Genomic DNA, 25,480 nt, shown 5'->3' with positions numbered 1-25,480 from the left:
GAAAATGCTAAATCAGGAAAAGATCTCAATTAAAGAAAAGATAGGATATGCATTGGGAGATGGCGCTGCCAATATTGCATGGCGAGGTGTGGCCACCTTTTTACTTATCTTTTATACAGATGTGTTTGGAATAGCACCAGCCGCAGCAGGTGTTCTGTTGCTTGTGGCTCGTTCAAGCGATGGCATTAGTGATGTTGTAATGGGGGTCATTGGCGATCGAACAAAATCGAAGTACGGCAATTTTCGCCCTTGGATATTATGGACCGCTATACCTTTGGCTGTTATTTTGTCTTTGCTTTTTACTACTCCTGATTTAGGACCGACAGGGAAAACGATTTATGCCTATGTAACCTACATTCTTTTTACACTGATATATACAGCCAATAATATTCCATATGGAGCTTTAATGGCTGTAATGACGGGGGATGATAAGGTGCGAACCAGTTTGGGATCGTACCGTATGGTAGGTGCGTTTGGTGGAGGAATGCTGGTGCAAGGTGCCTTATTATACCTGGTTGCTTATTTCGGAAATGTGGATCCGCAAATTCATTTATCACAGCTTAACGCAGATAAGTATGAAGTGACTGTTTCGTCACCACACGAGGTGCCCAATGCAAATATCAAAACAGAGAATGGTATCGCTACTTTTTCCTGGAAAGATGAATTGTCTGGTGATAAACCCACCAAGGACAAAAGTTTTGCTATGGAGCAGGATAGCCAATACACATTTGTGGTGGAGGGTGAAGGTGATTTGAAAGCAGAAAGTTTTAGAGTCATTAATCAGAAGAAAGGATATAGCTATTCAATTTATCTGTTGTCGGTGTTTTTAGCTGGTTTTATGTTTCTGACCTTTTTAACTACGAAAGAGCGTATAAAACCTTCGGCCAAGCAGAAAGATAACCTTTGGAAGGATTTAAAGGATTTATTAAAAAATAAGCCTTGGTTGATTTTACTGATTGTTGGTCTGTTGTTTAATGTATATAATGCTACTAAACAAGGTATTACTGTTATTTATTTTAAACATTACCTGCATGACGAGTTGATGGCAGCTTCTTATTTGGTTGCTTTAATGATTATTTCAATTGGCGGAGCAATGGCCACGGCACCTTTAGCACGGATGGTTGGGAAGCGCATGCTGTTTATATATGCACTTATCTTTTCCGGGCTTATCAATGCGCTCATTGTTTTCTGCGGACCCGATAATACTGTCGCCATCTTTACTTTGGGGATCGCATCTGAATTTGCTGCAGCCATTTTTCCAACCTTGTTTTTTGCGATGCTGGGGGATGCAGCCGATTATTCGGAATGGAAGAACGGTCGAAGAGCAACTGGTTTAATATATTCAGCTGGTTCATTTGCTACAAAGTTTGGGGGTGGTATTGCAGGAGCTATTATTGGATTTGTGTTGGCCATCTTCAAGTACAATGGGCAAGATTCAGTGGCCATTCAGGGAGCGGTGCCGGGCATCATTATGCTGATGAGCTGGATTCCGGCCATTGTGGCCATTGTTGCTGCCGGCGTAATGGTTCTATATCCTCTTAATCAAACTAAAATGACCCAAATAACACAAGAGCTTAGCGAAAAAAGAAATAACGAACTGATTTTAGAGAATCAGGGATAAAAGGATGGGATGAACAGGAGGCTAACATCTTAATAATCTGAAGGCGCGCGTGTGGATGATTAGGATGAATCAGGAGTTCCATCTGACAAATGAAGATAAAACTAAAAAGGATGAAGTACGGATATTTTGACGACGAGAGAAGAGAGTATGTGATTACCAACCCACAAACACCGTGGCCATGGATCAACTATCTAGGCAATGAGGACTTTTTTTCATTGGTATCAAACTCTGCTGGTGGCTATGCATTTTATAAAGATGCTAAGTTCAGACGACTAACGCGCTACCGGTACAATAATGTGCCAATGGATAATGGCGGGCGTTATTTTTATATCAATGATGGCGGAACCGTCTGGTCACCAGGCTGGAAACCTTGTAAAACCGAACTGGATAAGTATGAGTGTCGCCACGGTATGAGCTACACACAAATAACAGGTGCTAAAAATGGCATTGAAGCTGAAACATTGTTCTTTATTCCACTAAAAACGTGGGCCGAAGTGCAAAAGGTGAAGTTGACCAATACCACCTCCGATGTTAAAAAGATTAAGCTGTTCTCGTTTATGGAGTGGTGCTTATGGAATGCTGAAGATGATCAGAATAACCTGCAGCGAAACCTGTCAACGGGCGAGGTAGAAGTGAAAGGCTCAACCATCTACCATAAAACAGAGTATAAGGAAAGGCGTAACCACTATGCTTTTTACCATGTTAATACGGCCATTGATGGGTATGATACGGATCGTGAATCGTTTGTAGGTTTATACAATGAGTTCTCGGAGCCAAAAGCTGTCATCGAAGGGCGGGCAACGAATTCAGAAGCGCATGGTTGGTCGCCGGTGGCTTCTCATTACATTGAAGTGGAGCTGCAGCCCGGCGAGTCGAAGGAGTTTATATTTGTACTTGGTTACATTGAGAATAAGGAAGAGGACAAGTGGGAAACTAAAAATGTTATTAATAAGCAACCCGCTGAAGCCGTAATTGAACGATTCAATACGGTTGAGAAAGTGGAAGCAGCTCTGAATGAGTTGCGCTTGTATTGGGATACCCTTTTAGGTAAGATTGTATTGGAAAGTGGTGACGATAAGCTTAACCGGATGGTTAATATCTGGAATCAGTACCAATGTATGGTTACCTTTAATATGTCACGTTCCGCTTCATTCTTCGAAGTGGGTATTGGCCGGGGCATGGGCTTCCGTGATTCTAATCAGGATTTGATTGGCTTCGTTCACCAGGTGCCAGAGCGTGCCCGCCAGCGCATTATTGATATTGCATCTACCCAGTTTCCTGATGGGGGCTGTTACCATCAGTATCAGCCATTGACCAAACGCGGTAACGATGCCATTGGGGGTGGATTTAATGATGATCCAATGTGGTTGATCTTGGGTGTTGTTAGCTATATCAAAGAAACAGGCGATTTCAGTATTTTGGATGAAATGGTGCCATTCGATAATGATATGAGCCTTGCACAAACGCTGTACGATCATCTGACTATATCCTTTAACCATGTGGTGAATAATTTGGGACCTAACGGATTGCCGTTAATTGGTCGGGCCGACTGGAATGATTGTTTGAATCTGAACTGTTTCTCAAGCGATCCAAACGAGTCGTTTCAAACAACAGAAAACAATACAGAAGGCTCAAAGGCAGAGTCGGTGATGATAGCCGGATTGTTTGTGGTTTACGGACAGGAGTATGTGGAGCTGAGCAAGCGAATTGGCAAAGTGGATGAGGCTGAACGTGCACAAACAGAGGTGAATAAAATGATTGAGGCCGTTAAGTCAAAAGGCTGGGACGGCGAGTGGTTCTTACGTGCTTATGACTTCTACGGTAACAAGGTGGGTAGTGATGAAAACGAGGAAGGTAAAATCTTTATCGAATCTCAGGGCTGGTGTACCATGGCTGGTATTGGAAAAGAGGAAGGCTTGTGTGAAAAGGCTCTGGATTCGGTTAAAGAACGTCTGGACTGCGATTACGGTATTGTACTGAATAATCCGGCCTTTACTAAATACGTGATTGAGTATGGTGAAATATCTACTTATCCGGCCGGATATAAGGAAAACGCGGGTATTTTCTGTCATAATAATCCATGGATAATGATTGGTGAAACGGTGATTGGTCGCGGAGAGAAAGCCTGGGAATATTATAAAAAAATATGTCCGGCTTACCTTGAGGATATCAGTGACTTGCATAAAACTGAACCGTATGTATATGCACAGATGATTGCGGGTAAGGATGCTTACAAGCCCGGTGAGGCCAAAAATTCGTGGTTGACAGGTACCGCAGCCTGGAATTTTTATGCAGTTACTCAATACATTCTGGGTATTCAGCCCGATTACGATGGCTTAAAGATTGAGCCTTGTATTCCTGCCGATTGGAAAGAGTTTGCGGTAAAACGACAGTTCAGAGGAGCCGAGTACAATATTCGCGTAGTTAATTCAGCAGGCGTTAATAAAGGTATTGCAAGTCTTGAAGTTGACGGAGTGAAGCAGAAGGGAAATACAGTGCCGTTATTCGATGAAGGTACGCATGAAGTGCTTGTAACGATGGGATAATCTGCTTTGTCAGATATCCTTAAATGGGTATCTGGCATTGTTGTAGTGATTAATATTTGCTATTTAAACATATAAGTTTATACCTTTAAACATCTTTATCCATCATCAATGAAAGCAAATAAGGCATTGGTTAATAAGCTTGCCAAAGGCGATATCAGAGCATTTGATCAGCTGTTTGAGCAATACAGCCAACGATTGTATGCATTTGCTTTCAAGTACCTGAAATCGGAGGTGGAGGCAGAAGGTCTGGTGCAGGAAGTTTTCATTAAAATATGGAATAAGCGTCAACAGCTGAACGCTGATAAATCTTTCCATTCCTATTTGTTTACCATCGCTTTTAACCAGGTAAAAAAGCACTTTGAAAAAAGACAGGTAATTCATAATATGGTGGATGTGTTGGCACCTGATATTGCTGATGATTCCACCGAGAAAGGAATTCTTTATCGTTCAATTTTACACCAGGTGATTGACTTATTGAATGAGCTACCCGAGAAAAAGCGAAAAATATTTGAGATGAGTCGCTTCCAGGGATTGCCATCCAAAGAAATTGCTAAAAATATAGGTCTGGCACCTAAAACAGTAGATAATCAAATTTCGGAGGTGATTCATTACCTGAAAGAACGGGTGGACATAAGCGATATAGCAGTTGTTTTGATGATTTTTATGATGTACTAATTTACACTATTAGAGTTGTTTAAAGAAAAATATTAAAAAAATCTCCTTTTTCGAAGGGAGATTTTTTGTTTTACAGGATATAACTAATAAAGGCTGATTAATCCAATGCTAAACGAGTGGTATTACAATTAGCAATTTGAATAACAGAATGACAGAGATTAAGAAAGACATACTAAAACGATATACATCGTGTAATTGCACTGTGAAAGATGAACGCTATGTTACCAGACTGTTTAATGATGATAAGGCTGAAGTTGAATTGAAGAGTGTTTTGGAGGAAGACTGGGAAAGTAGTTCGAATGAACATTCTAATCACAGTCTGACGCATGTTCTGAAAGCGATTCATGAGCAAATAAGGCCAGTTGAGAAAGCTGGCAAGATGGTGCGTTTGTATAAAGTTTATGCACGCGTAGCTGCTATCTTACTGTTGCCATTGGCCATATTATTTGTGGTTAGAAACCTGAACAGCGACTACGTGAAATCTACCCAGACATTAACAACCATTCAGGCAATGCATGGTACAAAAGTGGCCTTTACTTTGCCCGATGGCACAAAAGGCTGGCTGAAAGGTGGCTCTGAATTAAGTTATCAGACGCTTTTTAAACAAAGGCATGTCAGCTTAAGTGGAGAAGCGTATTTTGATGTAGCACATGATAAGGAGCATCCTTTTGAGGTGATTGGCAGTGCCTCAAAAATTGTTGTGTTGGGCACGCGTTTTACTGCTGATATGTGGCCAGATAATAGCACAACCGAAGTTGTTTTGGAGAGTGGTAAAGTAAAGTTTGTGCCAAATAATAGCCAGCCAACTACTCTGAATCCTGGAGAACGACTGCTTTATCAAAAGGTAAGTCGCCGGGTGATGGTTGAAACCATCGAACCAGAGATCATACAGGATTGGGTGGACGGTGTTTTGGTGTTTAGAGGTGATAACCTTAAAAAGGTGGCTGAAAAGTTGAGTGAATGGTATCATGTGGATGTTGTATTACAAGGTGAATGTCCTGAGGATTATCTATTCCGAGCCACATTCAAAGATGAAAGCATTGAGGAGGTGTTGAAACTGATGAAATTAACAGCACCAATTAATTATCAGATAACGGAACCGAAGCAGAAAAAACTAAATGGCAGAAATAAAATGAAGGTAACCCTAACAGTCAATAAGCAATGAATAGATAAAAAGATAGGAGAGTCAGAAGCACCACCTTACTAACTCTCCTAAAAAAGTTTGTTTCACTAAACATTTCAAATTTATGAAAAAAAATCCATTTGAGGTATGGGATTCCTATGCCTTACAAAAAATCTACAGACGTATGAGAATATTGGCTATTCTTTTACTGGTTGGAGCATCACAAATGTGGGCAACCAACTCCTACTCACAAGGTTCTACGCTTTCTTTACGAAAGAATAATGCATCAATAGAACAGGTGATTGATGCAATTGAACAACAAACAGGCTACACCTTTCTATACAACCAACAGTTAATTGAGGGCATCAGCAATGTGTCAGTTAATTTAAGCAATGAAGATTTATTTGATGCATTGGATAAGCTTTTTGCATCAACTGATGTGAATTATCGGGTGATTGATAAGCAAATTGTTTTAACCAAAAAGCAGGAAGCGATAACGTTAATGCAACAAGAGCATACAGTAAAAGGTGTTGTAACCGATGTTAATGGCGACCCGATTCCTGGAGTAACTGTGGTTGAGCAAACCAATCCAAGTAACGGAACTATCACAGCAATTGACGGTACCTATACACTTTCGCTTGGTTCGCCTGATGCAACCATTAGTTTTTCTTTTGTAGGATTTGAACCTCAAATCATACAGGTGGCCAGTAAGCCAACGGTTGACATTACCATGGTGGAGGAAGCCATTGATATGGATGAAGTAGTTGTGGTGGGTTATGGTGTGCAACGCAAAAGTGTTGTGACAGCTGCTATTTCATCGGTTAAAGCCGAGGAACTCGAAAAAGTATCGAACGGTCGTGTTGAGCATGCTATACAGGGGCGTACAGCAGGTGTGGCCGTATTACCAACATCGGGTGCACCAGGAGCCGGCGTGAAAATACGTATACGTGGTACCGGTTCCAATGGTAACAGTAATCCGTTATACATTGTAGATGGGATGAAAACCGGTGGTATTGATGATCTGGACCCGAATGATATTGCCTCCATGGAAATCCTAAAGGATGCTGCTTCAGCCGCTATTTATGGTACAGAAGGTGCTAATGGTGTGGTATTAATCACCACCAAAAGCGGTACCAAAGGAAAATCGCGTATTGAGTATAACTTCCAGTATGGTATACAAACTTTATCGACCAATGCCGAGATGATGAACGCTGCTCAATACAAGCAGTTTATGGAAGAAGCGGGTGAGACTATTACCCCACCTGCAGGCGAAAATTATGATACCGATTGGTTGGACGAAATTTCTGAGGCTGCTCCAATGCAACGTCATAGTATTAGCTTCTCCGGGGGTAATGAAAAATCAACTTATCTGCTATCAGGTTCATATCTTAAGCAGGATGGTGCCATTGGTGGCGAGGATGCGCGTTTTGAACGCTATACTTTTCGTATTAATACTAAAAACGAGATGGCCGATTGGTTAGAGGTGGGTAATAACCTGAACTTCTCTCACTCCAATAGGAAAATTTTGCCTGAAGATGATGAGTACCGCTCAATTGTCAACAGTGCTTTACTGCTTGATCCTTATACGCCGGTCATAGAATCGGATATGAGCCGTATCGATGCCATTATTGCAGATGGCAATACACCATTGCAAAATTCAAATGGTGATTATTACGGAATGAATCGTTTTGTAACCGGTGAAACTGCCAACCCGGTTGCTTTTATGGAAAATACCCATAATGAGCAGATTATGGATAAGTTGCTGGCCTCGTTCTATGGTACTTTAAAACCACTGAAAGGCTTGAATATTACTTCACGTATTGGATTGGAGCTAACTTATATTACTCGCAAAGAATGGTCACCAAAATACTACTTCTCATCGGAGCGATCTAACAGTCTTAATGTTGCGCAGGACTGGGTAGATAAGTATTACAAAGCCCTTTGGGAAAACTTCGCCTCATACAATAAGAAGATCAATAAGCATGATTTCACTCTATTAGCTGGTATGTCATATGAAGATTATACACATCCTAATTATTACCTGAAATCGGAAATGCCAAAAGAAGGCTCTCAATATGCCTATCATGATTATTATGCAGATCGAGATAATAACATGGTGGGTGGTAACATGGAAGAGAATACGAAAGTATCTTATTTCGGACGTCTAAGCTACAATTATGCTGGCAAATACATGTTAGAAGGTTCGCTTCGTCGTGATGGAGCCAGTGTATTGCCAACTGATAATCGCTGGGCTTCATTTGCTGCTGTGTCTGCCGGTTGGTTGATTTCGCAGGAGGACTTCTGGAATGTGGAAGCCATTGATTACCTGAAGATACGTGCCAGCTGGGGACAGAATGGTAGCATCTTTAATGTGGTGCCTTTTGCCGACAGAGCTTTCTGGACATCACAAAACATTAATTACCCCAATGAGGATGAAGTACTATCAGGTGGTTCGCGCAGTCCGCGCCCAACAAACCCTGCTTTAGGGTGGGAAACGTCTGAACAAACCAACGTTGGATTAGATTTAAGAGTGTTTAATAGCAAGCTTAACTTTTCGGTTGATTACTACGAAAAATTGACCGATGGACTCATCAAACCTAATAAGATGGCTCCTTCAGCTGGTTTCGGAGAAGATGTGTCAGCTAACCTGGGTACGGTTAAAAACTCTGGCTTTGAATTCGAATTAGGTTGGAGAAATACAACATCATTTGGTTTAAAATATGGAGTAAATCTGAACCTGAGTACACTTAAGAATGAAGTAACTGAAGTAAAGGATGACACACCTCAGCCTGGTGCCAATGTGCGTGGTTATAACATGACCTGGTTTGAAGAGGGGTATCCGATTTATTACTTCAAAGGATACAAAACGGCAGGGATTGATCCAGAAACAGGCGCGCCAATTGTTGTTGATGTAAATGATGATGGTGAAATCACCGCATCGGATCAAACAAATATTGGTAGTCCTCATCCGGATCTGTTATATGGTGCCACTTTTAACATGGAGTATAAAAACTTCGATTTCAACCTGTTTATGCAAGGTATGTCGGGCAATGATGTGTTTATGGCCTGGTTCCGCACCGACCGAAAATTGAGTAACAAACCTTCCTTCTTCTTTACTGACCGATGGACAGGACCTGGCGATAATGCCAGCATGCCTAAACCCGATAATACCAGCGACTATATTTACCGTAGTGATTTGGTGGTTCAGGATGCGTCATATATGCGCATCAAGCAAATTCAGCTGGGTTATACATTACCAAAATCATTGTCGGAAAAAATCAAGCTGCAACGTGTCAGAGCTTTCGTATCTCTCGATGATTTCTTCACATTTACAAAATATGAGGGAATGGATCCTGAAGCTGGTTCTAGCGAAGATAACCGTCAGGGTATTGATAAAGGTCTGTATCCAACGACCAAGAAAGTGATGTTTGGTTTAAATGTTAATTTCTAATCCAAAAACAAAAAGCAATGAAAAAACTAATATATAGCATATATACTTTACTGCTGGTACTTGCTTTTGGAGCATGCGCTGACAGTGTATTGGATAAAACACCAATAGGAAAGTTCAACAGTGATGATTACCTCACAACTGAAGAAGAGGCTGAAGCAGCCATTATCGGAGTGTATGATTATCTGCAAATAGGTTACAATAACTATGGCGACTGGTCAAGTATTTTCTTTGTGAAAGGCTTACAGGGCGATGATCTGAATCCTGGAGGAGGCTCTTCGGCTGACCAGCCTAAGCTGCAGCAGCTAAGTAATTTTACTTATGAGTACGATAATCCGGCTATTAAGGATGTATGGCACTCGTTTTATAAAATAGTGAATGCCTCAAATGCCATATTAAATACCTTGTCTCCTGAACTGAGCAATGCAGAGCAAGTAGCTGCTGAGGCGAAATTTTTTAGGGCTTATGCCTATTTTGAGTTGGTAACCATGTGGGGCGATGTGCCTTTTTATTTGGAGAATACCACAGAAATTAGCGTAAACAATCCGCGTGAGAGTAAGGCGACTATTTACACTCAGATTCACAAGGATTTGGATGAGGCGATTGCAGTATTGCCCGTGAAAAGTAACCTTGCGGACGGCATGAAGTTCAGAATTTCAAAGGGTGCTGCCCAGGCGCTTAAGGGTAAAGTGTTTTTGTATCAGAAAGACTATGCCAATGCTCATCAGATGCTTCAAAATGTATTGGATGACGATAGCTATGAGTTGGTAGAAGACTATAGTACTATTTGGCTAAGAGAAGAACGTGCAGGCTCTGAATCAATATTTGAAGTATTGTATTCAAGTAAGAATGCTCACGACTGGGGTGGACCATGGGATGGAACAGCCGAGTCTAATTTTATAGTTCAGCTTTGCGGTCCACGTGGTGATAATTCTTTCAATAATATGGATGCGATTGGCTATACCAATGGCTGGGGCTTTAATGTGCCAACTCAAAAAATTGGTGATTTGCTAAGAACAGAAGCTGGTGATGAGCGCTATAGTACCTCTGCCATCTCTGAAGCCGAATTTGTAGCCGCCGGAGGCGAGGTGAACCGGGCAGGAAATAACAACTGGGATGCTTACGAAGGGTATATCCGTTTGAAGTATTCCACCATTCCTTCTGAAACATCTGAGGGGGGAGTGACAGAAGTGAATTGGAACACGCCATTTAAACTAATTCGCTTATCTGATGTAATGTTAATGGCTGCAGAAGCATACAATCGCGATAATAAGGATGCACAAGCAGTTGCATTGATTAAAGAGGTACGCGAACGTGCTGGTTTTGCTGATCATTCTTCTTGGGAAGGTTTAGCTGGTGATGCACTTTTTGAAATTATCAAGAAAGAACGCTCACTTGAGTTAGCCTTTGAAGGACATCGCTTCTGGGATCTGGTTCGCTGGGGAGATGCTGCAACAGAGTTAGCGTCACGTGGTTTTCAATCTGGTAAAAATGAGATATTCCCTATTCCACAGGAAGAAATTGATTTGAATGCAGGTATATCTATGGAAGATCAGAACCCAGGGTATAATTAATATTACATTATTGGACTTTTTAACATCAAAGGCTGCCATAGGTGGCCTTTGATTTGTATTTTGCACATTATTTACACAAACAATTTAAGATGAGAAACCTTAATTTACTTGCGCTTATTACCATGTTACTATTGGCTTCCTGTGCTGGCAATCAAAAGCCGCTGAGCGAGGAAGACCAATTTGTGGAAGATCTTTTAATGAAGATGACACTTGCCGAAAAAGTGGGGCAGTTGAATCAATACACCAGCCTGTGGGAGATGACCGGGCCTGCTCCTGCCGGTAATGCAGGGGCCGAAGCACTGCTGGAGCAACTAAAGAGTGGCATGGTGGGTTCCATGCTGAATGTGAATGGTGCCGAAGCTACCCGTAAAGCTCAGCAAACTGTGGTGGAGAATACCCGTTTGGGAATTCCGCTCATTTTTGGTTATGATGTCATTCATGGTTACAAAACCATGTTTCCAATTCCGTTGGCAGAGGCGGCCTCCTGGAATCCTGAATTAGCCAGACTGTCATCTGAGGTAGCTGCCAAAGAAGCGGCTGTTTCAGGTCTTCACTGGACCTTTGCTCCAATGGTGGATGTGGGTCGCGATGCCCGCTGGGGCCGGGTGATGGAAGGAGCCGGCGAAGATCCTTATCTTGGAAGTGCTTTTGCACGCGCCCGTGTGCATGGTTTCCAGGGGGATGATTTGAGCAATGAATATACCATAGCTGCCTGTGCCAAGCATTTTGCTGGTTATGCTTTTTCAGAGTCGGGGCGTGACTACAACTCGGTGGAGATAGGTAATGAAACACTGCACAATATTGTATTACCACCTTTTAAAGCCGCAGCTGAAGCTGGCGTGGCTACATTTATGAATGGCTTTAATACCATTAATGGATTACCGGTTACAGCCGACAGCTATCTGCAACGTGACTTATTAAAGGGCGCATGGCAATTCGATGGCTTTGTTGTATCGGACTGGAACAGTATTGGAGAAATTGAAATACACGGGGCAGCAGCTAATCTTAAAGAAAGTGCTGAACGAGCGATTAAAGGAGGCTCCGATATGGATATGGAAGGCCGGGCCTATATCTCACATCTTGAGGAACTGGTGGCAGAAAGTAAAGTGGATGAAAAGCTGATAACAGATGCTGCACGTCGTGTGTTACGCATCAAATATCGTTTAGGATTATTTGATGATCCTTACAAATATTGCAATGAAGAGAATGAGCAGCAGATGATTCTGACAGATGAGCACCGTACTGCCTCCCGTAAAGTGGCTCGTGAATCGATGGTGTTGCTTAAGAATGACAAACAAATCCTTCCATTGAGTACAAATGCAAAAAGCATAGCTGTCATTGGCCCACTGGCCGATGATAAGGATTCGCCGCTGGGCAACTGGCGGGCACAGGCTGAGAGCAACTCGGCTGTTTCATTACTGGAAGGTGTTAAGGCTGCTATTCAAGCAACTGTGAAGCTGAATTATGCCCAAGGATGTGCACTTTCTATTGGTACTCGAAATTTTAGTGACAGAATGACTTTTAATGAAACGGATCGTTCTGGTTTTGGAAAGGCGATTGCTGCAGCACGTCAATCAGAGGTGGTGCTGTTGGCCATTGGTGAGGATTGCTACCAAAGTGGCGAAGGACGCAGCATGACAGATATCAAGCTGAAAGGGCTTCAGCAGGAACTGTTTGATGAAATCTATAAGGTGAACAAAAATATTGTGGTGGTACTGATGAATGGCCGTCCGTTAGCTATCCCTGAAATAGCAGATAAAGCCATGGCTATACTGGAGACCTGGCATTCTGGCACAGAAGGTGGTCATGCCATTGCCGATGTGCTGTTTGGTAAATACAACCCATCGGGTAAACTGCCTGTTTCTTTCCCACGCAATGTGGGACAGTGTCCGCTTTTCTACAACTATAAAAATACCGGCCGGCCTGTTGGTCAAACACCTGAATGGGTGCTGTATTCATGCTATAACGATGCGCCTAATTCGCCCCAGTTTCCATTTGGGTATGGCTTGAGTTACACCAACTTTAGTTATTCGGATATGACACTTGATAAGGAAACGATTACTAAAGATGGGCTGTTAAGAGTAAGTGTTTCGGTAACCAATGCCGGTAAAGTGGATGGAGAAGAAGTGGTACAGCTTTACATTCAGGATATTGCGGCTACCTATGCCCGTCCTGTTAAAGAGCTCAAAGGCTTTGAGAAAGTACTGTTGAAAGCAGGTGAAACAAAAGAGGTTACCTTTACACTGACAGAAAAGGAGCTTGGTTATTACTTCCCTAATGGCGACTACGTGGTGGAGGCCGGACAGTTTAATGTGTATGTAGGAACCAATTCTGAGGAAGTGCAAAAAGCCACATTCTCGATTCAATAGCTGGCATATTTGAATCAGTAACTTATCCAATAAAAGGGTCACATTATTATTGCAAGTAAATAATAATGTGACCCTTTTATTGTTTTCAGATTTACGCTACAGGGATGGAATATTAATTTCCAGACGGCGCTCAGAGCCGATGAATGCATTCATCACTTTGTAGTTTAAAGCAGCAGTCTTTTTGTCAAACTTTACTATGACACTGCTAAGTGGTTTCAGTACAATTTCATTACCATCCTTATCCTGCAATACAAATGGTATATCCGAAGTGTTATTTAGCTCAGCATAGCACCATGTATTGCCTTTCTTTTTGGTTTCTCTAAAAGCTGTTTTTAGTTCGATAGAAGCACTAACCAACTCACTAAGCAACGACTCTTTCCCGGCTATTATATTGCCATACCAGGCGATGGTTCGACCCTCAAAAAGTGCTTCTTTCACACTTTGCATCGATTTATCCCTGGCAAAAATTAAGGTGATAGGGCGGTGTGCATGCCGATTGCTCAGATCGTATTTCAGGTTGATAGGAGCATGAATATCTGAGTTGCCAAATACCGTAAGTTCTTTATCAATGCACCAGTCCAGTGCAACTGGGTACCATTCATTGGAATTGGCAACCTCAATGCCATGTAGCATGTTTTTAGATTTTAAAGTTGTGTAATAATCCCACCATTTTGTAGTATCAGGTTGTTGACGTTTCCAGCCCGGATGGTTCCATATTATAAAAGCCCCTTGCTTCACTGCTGCTTCAATCGAGAGGCTGGCATCCTTGTTTTCAATAGGATTGGCATCGTCTATGAATAAGGCATTGAAATGACCGGGAGGCACTTCGCCTTTTGTTATTTCAGTCCCTTTAACCAATATCACATTCATCTCTTCTGCTTTTCGTTGTGCTAGTTGATAAGCAGTATTATGGTCTGAAACCGTGTAATCTTTGTGGGGCTGGTACTCGAGGTGATCGGTAATCGCAATCACATCCAGTCCTTCGCGCCAGGCTTCCTCAACGCGGACATTTGGCCATACTGAGCCGTCGGAAAAAATCGTGTGAATGTGAAAGTCGCCCTTCAAGGTTTTATACCCCGATATATCGGGTATCAGTATCTGCTGGCGCACCTGGGGTTTAATAAACAGGTTATTGGTCTGGTGGTTGAGGTCAAACTGCCCATGAGCTACTGAAAATAGCAGTAGCAATAGAGCGGTTAAAAGGCTTTGTTTGTAGATCATTGTGTCAAGTATTTGAAGTTGTAAGGTATGTTTACCAGTACAAATTAGTAGTTTTTATTAATGTGGCAATAGTAAGAAGTATGTATATCAAGCTTATGATACCATTATAAAACAGTGCTTAGGCATAAATTTGCCTATAACTCACCTTTTCTGAATTTGTCAATCATCTCACCTGAAATACTGATGTTAGCTGAATAATGATCCGGAATATTATCGCGGCTGAACCAGGCAGCCTCTGCAATCTCGTGGTGATCAATCTCGATAGCTTGTTGGTCATCCGCCTCAGCTATAAAACCCACCATTAGTGAGCCGGACAAAGGCCATGGATGATTCTTGTAATAGCGTATGTTGTTGACATCCAGGCCTACTTCTTCTTTTACCTCGCGGATAACCGTTTCTTCAAGTGTTTCACCCACATCAACATAACCAGCTACCAGCGAGTAACGGCCCGGCGGGAAATGATTACCCCTTGCCAACAGAATTTTATCTTTGCAAGTGATAGCCACAATAATAGCTGGTGATATAGTGGGATAAGCAGTTGTGTCGCATGCTTTACAAATAATAGCTCTTTCTTTTAAGCCTGGCTCAGTAGCCGCTCCACATCGTCCGCAGTATTTATTGCTTAGGTACCAATTGTAAATCTGGAAGCCCAGAATAGTTATCCAGCCAAGTTCCTGGGGCATTGTTCTGAAGATGTCAATGCTATGGTAGTGTTGTCCGTTCGGGAGTGCGCTTATTGCCTGTTTGTGTAAGAAACAATTGGTGCCATTTAGACAAAACAAGTAGATGAGGTTTTTCTGGTTAAGGTGCATCGACAAATCTTCCCATTGCGGAATGTTAGCTAAGCTGTCATTACCCTTCAATAGGATAGAACGTTCAGAATAGATGAGTATATAAGCCTTATCATCAACGGTTTTACTACTGTCGTATAGAAGATCAAGTTTATGTGGGTGAATCTCGTTAATCATAGTGCTGCTGGTTAAGATTACAAAACGAAGATAGCAGATTTACCTGTTATAAGAAGGCATATGAGAGGAGACGTTACTATTGGCTCCTAAAATGTTTCCAGATAGCAATTTAGTCCAATGTCTTTACCTGTTAACCCAAGGCGTTTTCTTAAGCGGCTTCTCGCCACTTCAACTCCTCTTAATGTCTGATGGGTTATGGCCGCTATTTCTTTCGATGTCATATTTAACCGGAGTAGCGCGCATAGGCGTTTTTCAGAGGAGGTTAGGGTTGGATGTTTTTTAAGCAATCGTGTATAAAACTCATTGTGTACTTTATTAAACCGCATTTCAAACTCCTGCCATATTTCTCTGTTAGTTTGCGATTGCAGGTTTAATATAACCCGATGTAAAGTTTTTTGCGATTGTTTATTAATTTCTTCTTTAAGCATTAGTAATTGCTTGACTACATCGTTAATCAATTGATTCTTTTGAATCAGTTGCATCACGTTGGTGGTTAATTCCCGATTACGTGTATCAATGTCGAGCTCAAGTTTTGAGTACTCCAGTTTTAGTCTCTTCTTTTGTGTTTGATACAACCGGCCTATTAGAAAAAATATGATGACCAAAGACGACAGGAGTAGAATAAATATAGTATGGCGATGCTTTAATTCTGCTATTTTATTTGTGTTTTCAGTCTCTATTTTGCCAACTTCCTGCGCAATCTCCAGCTGGTTGAGACGGTTCATCTTTTGATGATTAAAGATGCTATCATTGATCTGGTTATAACTGATATAAGCATCAAGTGCCTTGTTGAGTAATTCTTGCTTTTGAAATATCTCGAAAAGCAGGAAATAGGACGAGCGTTGTAATTGTAGTAAGCTGCGGGAGTTAGCTATGGAAAGCGTTTTTTGTGTAGTAGCAACTGCACTGTCAAGTTGGTTGTTAAGGTAATAATAGCGTGATAATAAGTAATATGAATTAGCTAAGCCAATAATTTCGTCATCTTCCTTTCGTATTGTAATAGCTTTATCAATATAACTTCTTGCGTTGTTATAAGCACCTTGCTCCATTTCTATAATACCAAGGTTGGTATAAATGGACCCCAATATGTACCTGAAATCGATTTCAATGGCTTTATCGAGTGCCAATTGATAATACTCTAAAGCCCTTTCTGTTTGATTCAGTTTGTTATACGCGCTGGCAATATTATTATAGTGTTGAGGCAGAAACTGGCTGTAATTTTCCTTTATTTCATTGTCAAGCTGCTGATATTCATTGTAAGCATGTTGATAATATTCAATGGCTTTGTCATATTTCTCAATGCGATCGTAAATCATACCAGTATTGTTATAACATTTGAGCATGTTTAAGCCATCGCCAAGTTCCTGGTATATATTGGTGGCACTTATGTATTTTGCCAGCGCTTTGTCATATGCCGATATATAATAATGAGTAATCGCACTTTCAAATTGAAATTTAGCTCGCCATTTTAGGTTACTGTTATTGTTTGCCAATAGTTCGCCCTGTGTAGCATATAAGGCCGATTTCTTATAGTCATATTGTCGTGTATGCGAAATAAGTTTATTCAGTAACTCATAACGTTCTTTGTCTGTTTTAGCATTACTCAATGCAAATACCAAATTATCTTCTTTTGAGGTAGCAGTTGTATTTATAAATACAGATGATAGAATAAAAATAAGGATACATTCTTTAAAAGAATAGTGACAATGAATCATAAGTACGAATTGGTTTTTGGTGCATAGGTTTGTTTACCCAAAAGTACTAGAACATGACCAATTGTTCTTAGGGAACTCATTTTTATTAACAGCAGGGCATATTTCAAGGTAAGTCAAAAATGAGAGGTTGATGTATCCTAATAATCAATGTAATAAAATTTGGGTAGAGAGGTTGTTTTGAATTTGATAATAAGATATGCTGAGGTTTTATTGAAGCTTTGTGAGGTTCTCCTATGGTCTGTTTCTTTGGTTTCCCCTCCCATTAAGCCTCTTTTGTAGCTAGCTATTCGAGGTACTTTAAGCGTATCCGATTAGTGTCAAAACTATTTGGGAATCGAATCTATACTTAATCAACGTTTATTCAAAATTATGCAAAAATGAGCAAAATTCTAAAGTACTATTTAGTAGGACTTATCTTTTTAATCACTGCTTTAGCTACTAACGCACAGCAGTTATTTAAAGAGGGGCACCTGCAAGGAACTTTTCGGGTAAAAGTCAAACCCGAGGTTGAGCTGGTAATGCTAAAATCAGCCTCCACATCAGGTGATACACCTAAGGTGGGTATTGTTGAAATGGATAATGCACTAACACACTATCGCGCCACGAAAATGCGTCGTGTGTTTCCTTACAGTGAGCAACATGATGCTAAGCATCGCAAGCACGGTTTACACCTGTGGTATGAAATTGATTATTCATCGGAAGCAGAATTAAATGAGGTTGTTAGCTCATTTGCCAGCTTGGCAGTGATTGAAAGCGCCGAGAAGATAAGAGAGAAAAGTCTGCACACATATAAGTTTGTGCCATATGAGACAGGTAAATCCAGTTCAAAACTAAAGGCAACAAACAATGAGTTTATATTTGATGATCCTTATTTGGAGCAATGTTACCACTATGCACCAACCGGTTTATTAGATCGTTTCGATCTGGCACATATTAACTTATTTGAGGCCTGGAAGAAGAATACAGGTGACCGCTCGGTTGTTGTCTCAGTTCATGATCAGGGAATTGATATCAGGCACCCTGATTTGGAAGCTAATATCTGGAGAAACGAGTCGGAAATAAATGGTACAGAAGGAAAGGACAGTGATTTTAATGGTTATGTCGACGATAAATACGGTTATAACTTTGCATCTAACACAGGCTATATCAGTGGTGGCAACCATGGCACTCACGTAGCCGGAACCATTGGGGCAGTCAATAACAACGGGGTTGGTATAGCTGGTATTGCTGGTGGTTCGGGTAGTGACGATGGTGTACGTTTGATGAGTTGCCAGATTTTTGATGGAAATAGCCAGGGTGGAATTGCCAACTCATTTGTATATGCAGCCGATAATGGAGCTGTTATTTCTCAAAATAGTTGGGGGTATCCTAATCCAGGTGTTAGAGAAGAAGCTGTAGAAGCAGGTATTCGCTATTTTATTGAGGAAGCTGGGGGATATGCTGGTAGTCCATTAAAGGGAGGAATTGTCATCTTTGCAGCAGGTAATTCTAATATGGATGATGAGCTGTATCCGGGATATCTATCTGAGGTGTTAACAGTAGCTGCCATTCATTATAAAGAAGAGAAAGCTGGCTACTCCAATTATGGTAACTGGATCAATATTTCTGCTCCTGGTGGGGATATGGATAATGATGAGTTACTAACGCCGGAGGAAGAAGAGTATCCGATGCACCATGGAATTTTTAGTACTGTTGTTGATTCATACGGTTGGCTCGAAGGTACGAGTATGGCTACGCCTCATGTTTCAGGAGTAGCGGCATTGGTGGTTTCGCACATGAAAAATAAAGGCCTGACCAATAAAGAGCTATTTTCGATTCTGGAAGGTTCGGTAGATAATATCTATGGGGAATTTCCAGAAGACCATAAGCATTATAATAAGTTAGGTAAAGGTTTGATTAATGCACTTTATGCACTTGATGAAAAAACGAATGCCGGTCCTGCAGCTATTACTAATTTAGCTATTAATGTAGCCAGTCAGGATTTGTTCATGCTTGAGTTTTCAGTGCCTGCTACAGGCTATGGGCGTGCTCCGCAATCATATGAGATCTATTATTCCGAGCAGCCATTCTCTGATAGTAACTTAGGGATGGTTTCGAGAAAAACAATTGCAGCTAAACAAGATGTGGTAGATGAACTAGCCACATATGAATTAGATAACCTGCAGCCATTAACTCACTATTACGTGGGCGTGGTGTCGGTTGATAAGTGGGGAAACAAATCCCTTTTGTCAAATTTAGTTGATGGACAAACAACCGCCGGACCGGAGGCTGTATTAGAGGTGGATTATACATATCCTGATCAGCATACGGTTGAGCATATGATTGACGCAAATGTGTCAGCAAAGGCATCAGGACAATTTAAATTATATAACAAGGGCGAAGGCATCCTTAACTGGCTGACTAATATCGATTTTACAACAGATAAGGAGTGGAGTGAACCATTACCAGGGTTAAAAGGAGCCACAGTCTTCAGCTCAGGCACTAAACCTTCAGTATTTGCGGCATCACCATACCAAACTGTTGTTGAATATAATCAAGTGCCCGATACGGCTCTATTTAAAGGGTATTTAAATGCATCCTCATATTATTATATTGGCGAAGCTTCTCCTGAAGATCCCAGCTCTTCGGCAACACGCTACCGCGTGCAGACAGGTACTAATACAGAACCTGGTTATGGTTTTAACCTGACGCATATAGCTACCCGCCTTAATGTTGAGTTAGATGCGAACGAGGAGATTCTATTGGAGATATTTGAGGGGCGTGATATTCACTCGGCAAAGCTACGTCATCGTCAGGCATTAAAAGAGAATACATTAAACCATACCTATAAGCATGCTTTAAATACACAATTGTTTTTTGAAGAGGGCAGTTACTTCTGGGTAGTAATTCATCCGCCAACCGGACATAAATATCCATTAGCTATTGCTTTTGAGAAAGACAAAGGATGGGGAAGAGAGAATTGCTACTACAGTTCAAATCGCGGACAATCATGGAATTCTCTGGCTGATGTGTATATGGACGGTTTTTCCTTTATGGTAGAGGCCATTAGCTATCTGTCACCTGCCAACACCTTTGTTACTCTGCAACAGGATGAAGGACGCATATTGGCAGATGGAGATGAAACTATAATGTATGATATTGACGCCAGTAACATTATTAATGGAACCTACCATTTTAATATTAATACGACTACAAATGATCATAACAATGAGTTGCTGAGTTACCGAATGACGACAATCATTGATGGTCATCAACCTGTAATTTCAGGTACTACGTTAATTGATTTTGGAAGGGTAGTTATTGGTAAAGAGAAGCATATTGAAGCATACATTACCAATACCGGACTAGGTAATTTTGTTTTAAATCGTAGCGAGCGAGGTGGCAACACTAAGGAGATATTATTTAATGGGAGCTCAAGCTCGTATTCGTCCCCTAAAACAATTGAAGCATTATCTTCTGTTTACTTTAATTTAGGCTATAAGCCAAGTACACCTGGTGTTTTTGATAACTACATTCGTTTTTACAATAGTAATGGCACAGAAGAATATACGATTAAAGTAACCGGTTATGCGATTAATCCTCCGGTAGGCACATTATTGCCCGAGTCTGAGACTTTTGATAATGTGACCATTGGTGACGAGTTAAGTGGAACATTCACCATTCAGAATGATGGAGATTACCCATTGCACTATTACATGCCTAAGTTTGCCAATAAACCTGGTGACTTTGAAGATGTGGAAGCCAATGTTAGTCAGTTTGGCTATTTCAGTGAGGAGAAATCTTGGGGTGACTGGGATGAAATATCAACAACGGGTAGTGTAGCTCCGGATCTGACCGGGCATCATAATGATGTTAGACGTGTTCATGAGGTGGAGCTAAGCTTCGGATTTCCATTCTTCGGAAAAACTGAACGCAAAGTGTATATCTCACCTTTTGGCTTGCTGGCCTTCACAAAGGATGGTGCGTTTAACCAGTTTCCAATGGCTCCTTTGAATGAATATAGTCCAACACGCGCATTTTGTGGTCTTGGCGAACCATTTATGTTTGACCCGAATATTAATAGTACCATCTACTATCAGGATTTTGGCGATCGCTTTGTGGTACAATACCAGGATATGCCAATGGGCAGCTTAAATGAGGAAGACTTAACGATTAATCAGCATAAACTTGTTTTCCAGCTGGTATTATTCCGCAATGGTAACATGGAAGTTCGTTACCATGATTTGGATGGTTTTACAAATACAAAATGGTGGTCAGTTTGGGCGCACGATAATGAGCAGAACGATGCCATTATTGGGAATTATTTTCAAGCAAGACAAACTACCATTAACCAAGGCACTGTCATCAAGTTTATTAACCCAGGCTTAGGATTGTTTAAATCGGTAAGCGAGCCGGCTGGGGTATTACTTAAAGGCGAATCGGTTGATATTAACTACACCATGTCAACCGATATTCTGAATGAAGAAATGTACACTGAATACTTGCCTGTGTTAACTAATGAACCCGGTAAGCCATTCTTTAATTTCAGAGCCGATATCAATGTGACAGCAGGGGGTGAGCCTGACCTGAAAACAGATGCTACTTCTTTCGATTTTGGAGAGAATTATCAGTTGAGTACCCTCATGCAGAACCTATTAATTAGAAATGATGGGCGTGCACCAGGTATGATAACAGATATTGTTATCGCTGGCACAAATGCCGATAAGTTTGAACTAATTACGGAACAAACTTTCCCATACGAGTTAAAACCTGAGGTGATTGAAACATTTGTAGTGAAGGCTGTATCTGATCTAGTTGGTACATACGAAGCAGAGTTGCAAATAACGTTTAATGATACGGAAGTGATTACAATACCGTTGACAAGTACAATAATTGATGCACCACTTATCTCGACAGATAAAACAAGTGTTGATGTTAATGTGATGTCGGGTGAAAAAGCATCTGCCTCATTAACAGTAACCAACAGTGGTCTAAATGTATTGGAGTACGGTATTAAAGGCACAAGCTTGGTGCATTTGGATGAGCCTGCACTTAAGTCAGGCACAACTATTAAGGATTTTCAGTATCAGGCGTTTCATCAGAAAAGTAATCCAAATGTGCATTACGAGTGGTTCGATATTTCTACTACCGGAACCAAGCTCAAATCAATGGATTTAGCTACCCAGAATGACTTCTGGAATACTGTTGAGTTACCTTGGACCTTTAACTATTATGGTAATGACTATAATACTATGCATGTCGGTTATTGTGGTGTGATATCATTTACCGAATATGAAGAGGCTTATACCAGAGGTGGCATTATGGTACCATCTGAAGACGGTCCCAACAACCTGATTGCACCAATGTTTGGTTTTGTATACAATGATTTGTACAATGATAAAAATGCGGGTGTTTATTACCAGGCTTTTGATGAAGAATTTGTAGTTCAATATCAAGGTTTTACTGATGGATTTGGTATGTCAACAGGACCTATATCATGGCAGGTTATTTTCCGTCAGGATGGTTCATTTAAGTTCCAGTATAACTTTAATGATGAGCTCTTCTCAATGGCACCGGGTGTATCAGCTATTGGTATTGAAAATGAAACAGGAACAGATGGTATAACAGTAGCATTCAATTCGACTTATATCAATGATGATACGGCTATTGAATTCTATCCGTTTGAGAAGAAAATTCTTAATCCGGGTGAAAGTGCGACACATAATTTCGTAGCGGATGCGACCAATATTTATGCAGGAGAGTATACCGAAACGGTAACGATCATAAACAATACAGTGGCCAATGGTCTTTACGAAGTACCATTTAACCTGTATGTAGATGGTAATATCGATTTAGATATTCCGGAAACAGTTGATATGGGTGAGATATTTGTTGTAGACTACGAAAAAATTAATAGCCCACATGATCCAGATGATGAAAGCTGGGTGCTGGATTTTGAATTCATTAACAATGGTACTAAGGCTTTTAGAATTGGAAAAATTTTCGCTAATGGATTGGGGCAAGGTGATGATCTGAGGGTAAACTTTAATGCTTTGGTATCAGGGCGAATGGGTGACTTCGATTATGTCTACACTGACGTACAATTTCTTCCTCATATTTATTGGGGGCCAACAGGTCAGGAAGAAATGCCATTGTTGATTCCCGCCAAAGGAAAACTGGATGGCTGGGTTTATTTGTTCAATTCACCAACAATCATCAAGGACCTGTCTGGTGAAATTGTGTTGGTAGATTTTGAGGCTGTTAAAGACCTCACAATTGCTGAGAAAGACGCCCTGCTGGAGTCAGATATAGCCGAGGAACATAAGATACGAATCGCCTTTAAAGCCTCACAGGTTGAAGCACCTGATATGAAACTGGACAAGGATGCTATTACAGCTTATGCACTTGATGATTCATTTATTGGTAACGAAACGCTTAATATCAGCAATGTAGATGGAAAATACGACTTGCGTTTTTCTTTGGACATTAACTATGAGTACATTTATTTGTCATTGTCAGATACTTATGCAACTGATAATGTAAGTACTTATTCTGATAATTCAGCAGAATATAATGCACAGCTGGAAACTGCCGGTAAATTAAAGTCTAAGCGACTCAAAGCCAGCAATGAGAGCCGGGTTTTAACGCAGCTGCTTGATGATGAAGTGTTACATACCTTTGGCTGGGGAACACCTGATGCCGAAGTGCATACTGTTACCCGACTGGTGGCACCCGAGGATGGCTTCTGTTTTAGTCAGCTGGAGCATTACTATACATACCGTAATACGTTGGAGAGCTACTATACCGTACAGGTGTTTGCCGGAGATGATGATTTCCTGAAGACAGGTCTGATTTACAGCCAGCGCATTAACTATAGCTACGACAAACCACTTTACAACAACCAAACAGTTAAAGAACTAGTAGAACTGGAGAAGCCAGTTATGATTCATGGGGGAGAAACCTTCTATATCCGTATCATATATGCTCAGGAGATGATATCGCCTGCAGCACTTGGACGTATTGCTCCTGAAGATGAGGAAGGTAACCTGTTTGGTTCGAAGGGTGTTATATACAGGGGTGTTTCAGAACTGGGAGTACCAGAAATTGGCTGGATGATCAAAGCCATTGAAACAGAAAAAATCAGTCCTGAATGGTTAGTGCCATCAGTATGGGAAGGTACAGTTGCTCCTGGAGAGTCGATGGATATTGATTTCGAGCTGTTTGGCTCAAGGGTATTCAATACCACCAACAAAGCAAAGGTTTACATTCAATCCAACGATCCCAAAAACAAGCAGGCGCGAGTTGCCGCTGAGTTGATTAAGAACAACGGACCAACGTATGGCATCGATCAGAATTTTGTTATTGAGCTGGACGAGAACGAAACCTTTGATTTCATCTTATACGCTTCTCACTTAGGTGGACTGGAGTACACCTTGCGTTTGGCAGATGACTATCCGTTTGTGAGCGGTGAATTCGATGGGCAGAATATGAAGCTGCATTTTGCACCTGACTATAATAGTGCAGGGCTATACCGTGTGGTGGTTGAAGGAGAGGATTCTAAAGGGCTTATTAATAAGTACACCTTTATTGTTCGTATTAATAATGTGAACAGGGCTCCTGTTGAAATACAGGATTTGTATTTCAGATATGAGGTGGATAAGCACTTGCAGTACACTATTGATTTATCCGAGTACATTGCTGACCCTGATGGTGAGGCCGTAACGTATACTGTTACTAAGGATAATGATAAAGTTGAGATGTACCATAGCGGTAATGGTTTAATCATTAAGCCACTGGAATTAGGAGTAACAACGCTTACAATTCTTTCAGAAGATCCGCATGGTGCCCGCCTGGTGTCTGAGGCAACCATTGATCTGGTAGTACGCGTTGGTATTGATGATGTGGAAGATGCACAAATAGGTATTTATCCAAACCCGGTAAGCGATGTACTCACTATCAATTCAAACATGGTACTGTCAGAAGAGCTTAACTACAGAATTTTGTCAGTGACTGGTGAGTCTGTTAAGAATGGTATCATTCGTGCTGGTAGTCTGAATACTAACATTGAAGTGTCTTCATTGAGAAAAGGGCTTTATATGCTGGAGTTATCTTCAGACGAACTGTCAGTTATCAAAAAGTTTACAAAACTATAGCGATCTAAAATATGCATCCCGCAAGGGATGCATATTTATAATCTATGGCAGTATAAATAACTATGTCTCTTTACTCATTTGTAGAGAT

Annotated in this window: 11 protein-coding genes; 8 read left to right on the top strand and 3 right to left on the bottom strand. The window is 41.0% G+C overall.

The genetic code is table 11. The annotated features are described in order from the left end of the window. The first annotated feature begins 4 nt into the window (after positions 1–4). The 7 genes from KDU71_RS00995 (at position 5) to bglX (ending at position 13,356) form a co-directional block, all read left to right on the top strand. Positions 5–1,621, top strand: a complete 1,617-nt coding sequence (locus KDU71_RS00995; RefSeq protein WP_212188027.1) for an MFS transporter — start codon at positions 5–7, stop codon at positions 1,619–1,621. A gap of 110 nt (positions 1,622–1,731) precedes the next feature. After that, positions 1,732–4,167: a GH36-type glycosyl hydrolase domain-containing protein gene (locus tag KDU71_RS00990; protein WP_212188026.1), complete on the top strand. Its 2,436-nt coding sequence runs from the start codon at positions 1,732–1,734 to the stop codon at positions 4,165–4,167. Positions 4,168–4,275: 108 nt separating this feature from the next. Further along, positions 4,276–4,842: an RNA polymerase sigma factor gene (locus KDU71_RS00985; protein ID WP_212188025.1), complete on the top strand. Its 567-nt coding sequence runs from the start codon at positions 4,276–4,278 to the stop codon at positions 4,840–4,842. 148 nt (positions 4,843–4,990) lie between these two features. Then, on the top strand, positions 4,991–6,007 hold the full coding sequence (locus KDU71_RS00980; protein ID WP_212188024.1) for a FecR family protein: 1,017 nt from the start codon (positions 4,991–4,993) through the stop codon (positions 6,005–6,007). An 82-nt stretch (positions 6,008–6,089) separates the two neighbouring features. Beyond that, positions 6,090–9,416: a TonB-dependent receptor gene (locus tag KDU71_RS00975; protein ID WP_212188023.1), complete on the top strand. Its 3,327-nt coding sequence runs from the start codon at positions 6,090–6,092 to the stop codon at positions 9,414–9,416. 17 nt (positions 9,417–9,433) lie between these two features. Beyond that, positions 9,434–10,987 (top strand): RagB/SusD family nutrient uptake outer membrane protein, encoded by a 1,554-nt coding sequence (locus KDU71_RS00970; protein ID WP_212188022.1) that lies wholly within the window; start codon positions 9,434–9,436, stop codon positions 10,985–10,987. An 89-nt stretch (positions 10,988–11,076) separates the two neighbouring features. Then, positions 11,077–13,356 carry a beta-glucosidase BglX gene (gene bglX / locus KDU71_RS00965; protein ID WP_212188021.1) on the top strand — a complete coding sequence of 760 codons (2,280 nt, stop codon included), beginning with the start codon at positions 11,077–11,079 and terminating at the stop codon, positions 13,354–13,356. A 96-nt stretch (positions 13,357–13,452) separates the two neighbouring features. Here the strand turns inward: bglX and KDU71_RS00960 are convergent, their stop codons facing one another. From KDU71_RS00960 to KDU71_RS00950, 3 genes are all read right to left on the bottom strand, one after another. Then, positions 13,453–14,577, bottom strand: a complete 1,125-nt coding sequence (locus KDU71_RS00960; RefSeq protein WP_212188020.1) for an Sb-PDE family phosphodiesterase — start codon at positions 14,575–14,577, stop codon at positions 13,453–13,455. A gap of 134 nt (positions 14,578–14,711) precedes the next feature. Then, the gene (gene nudC / locus KDU71_RS00955; protein ID WP_212188019.1) at positions 14,712–15,545 is read right to left on the bottom strand and encodes an NAD(+) diphosphatase; all 834 of its coding nucleotides are present in this window, start codon (positions 15,543–15,545) and stop codon (positions 14,712–14,714) included. Positions 15,546–15,631: 86 nt separating this feature from the next. Continuing rightward, positions 15,632–17,260 carry a tetratricopeptide repeat protein gene (locus KDU71_RS00950; protein WP_212188018.1) on the bottom strand — a complete coding sequence of 543 codons (1,629 nt, stop codon included), beginning with the start codon at positions 17,258–17,260 and terminating at the stop codon, positions 15,632–15,634. Between the two features lie 377 nt (positions 17,261–17,637). Between KDU71_RS00950 and KDU71_RS00945 the strand changes: the two genes are divergently transcribed. Further along, on the top strand, positions 17,638–25,392 hold the full coding sequence (locus tag KDU71_RS00945) for a S8 family serine peptidase (RefSeq protein WP_212188017.1): 7,755 nt from the start codon (positions 17,638–17,640) through the stop codon (positions 25,390–25,392). Positions 25,393–25,480 lie beyond the last annotated feature (88 nt).

This window comes from Carboxylicivirga sediminis (assembly GCF_018156225.1).
Lineage (GTDB): Bacteria > Bacteroidota > Bacteroidia > Bacteroidales > Marinilabiliaceae > Carboxylicivirga > Carboxylicivirga sediminis.
This window is presented reverse-complemented; position numbering and strand designations above follow the sequence as displayed.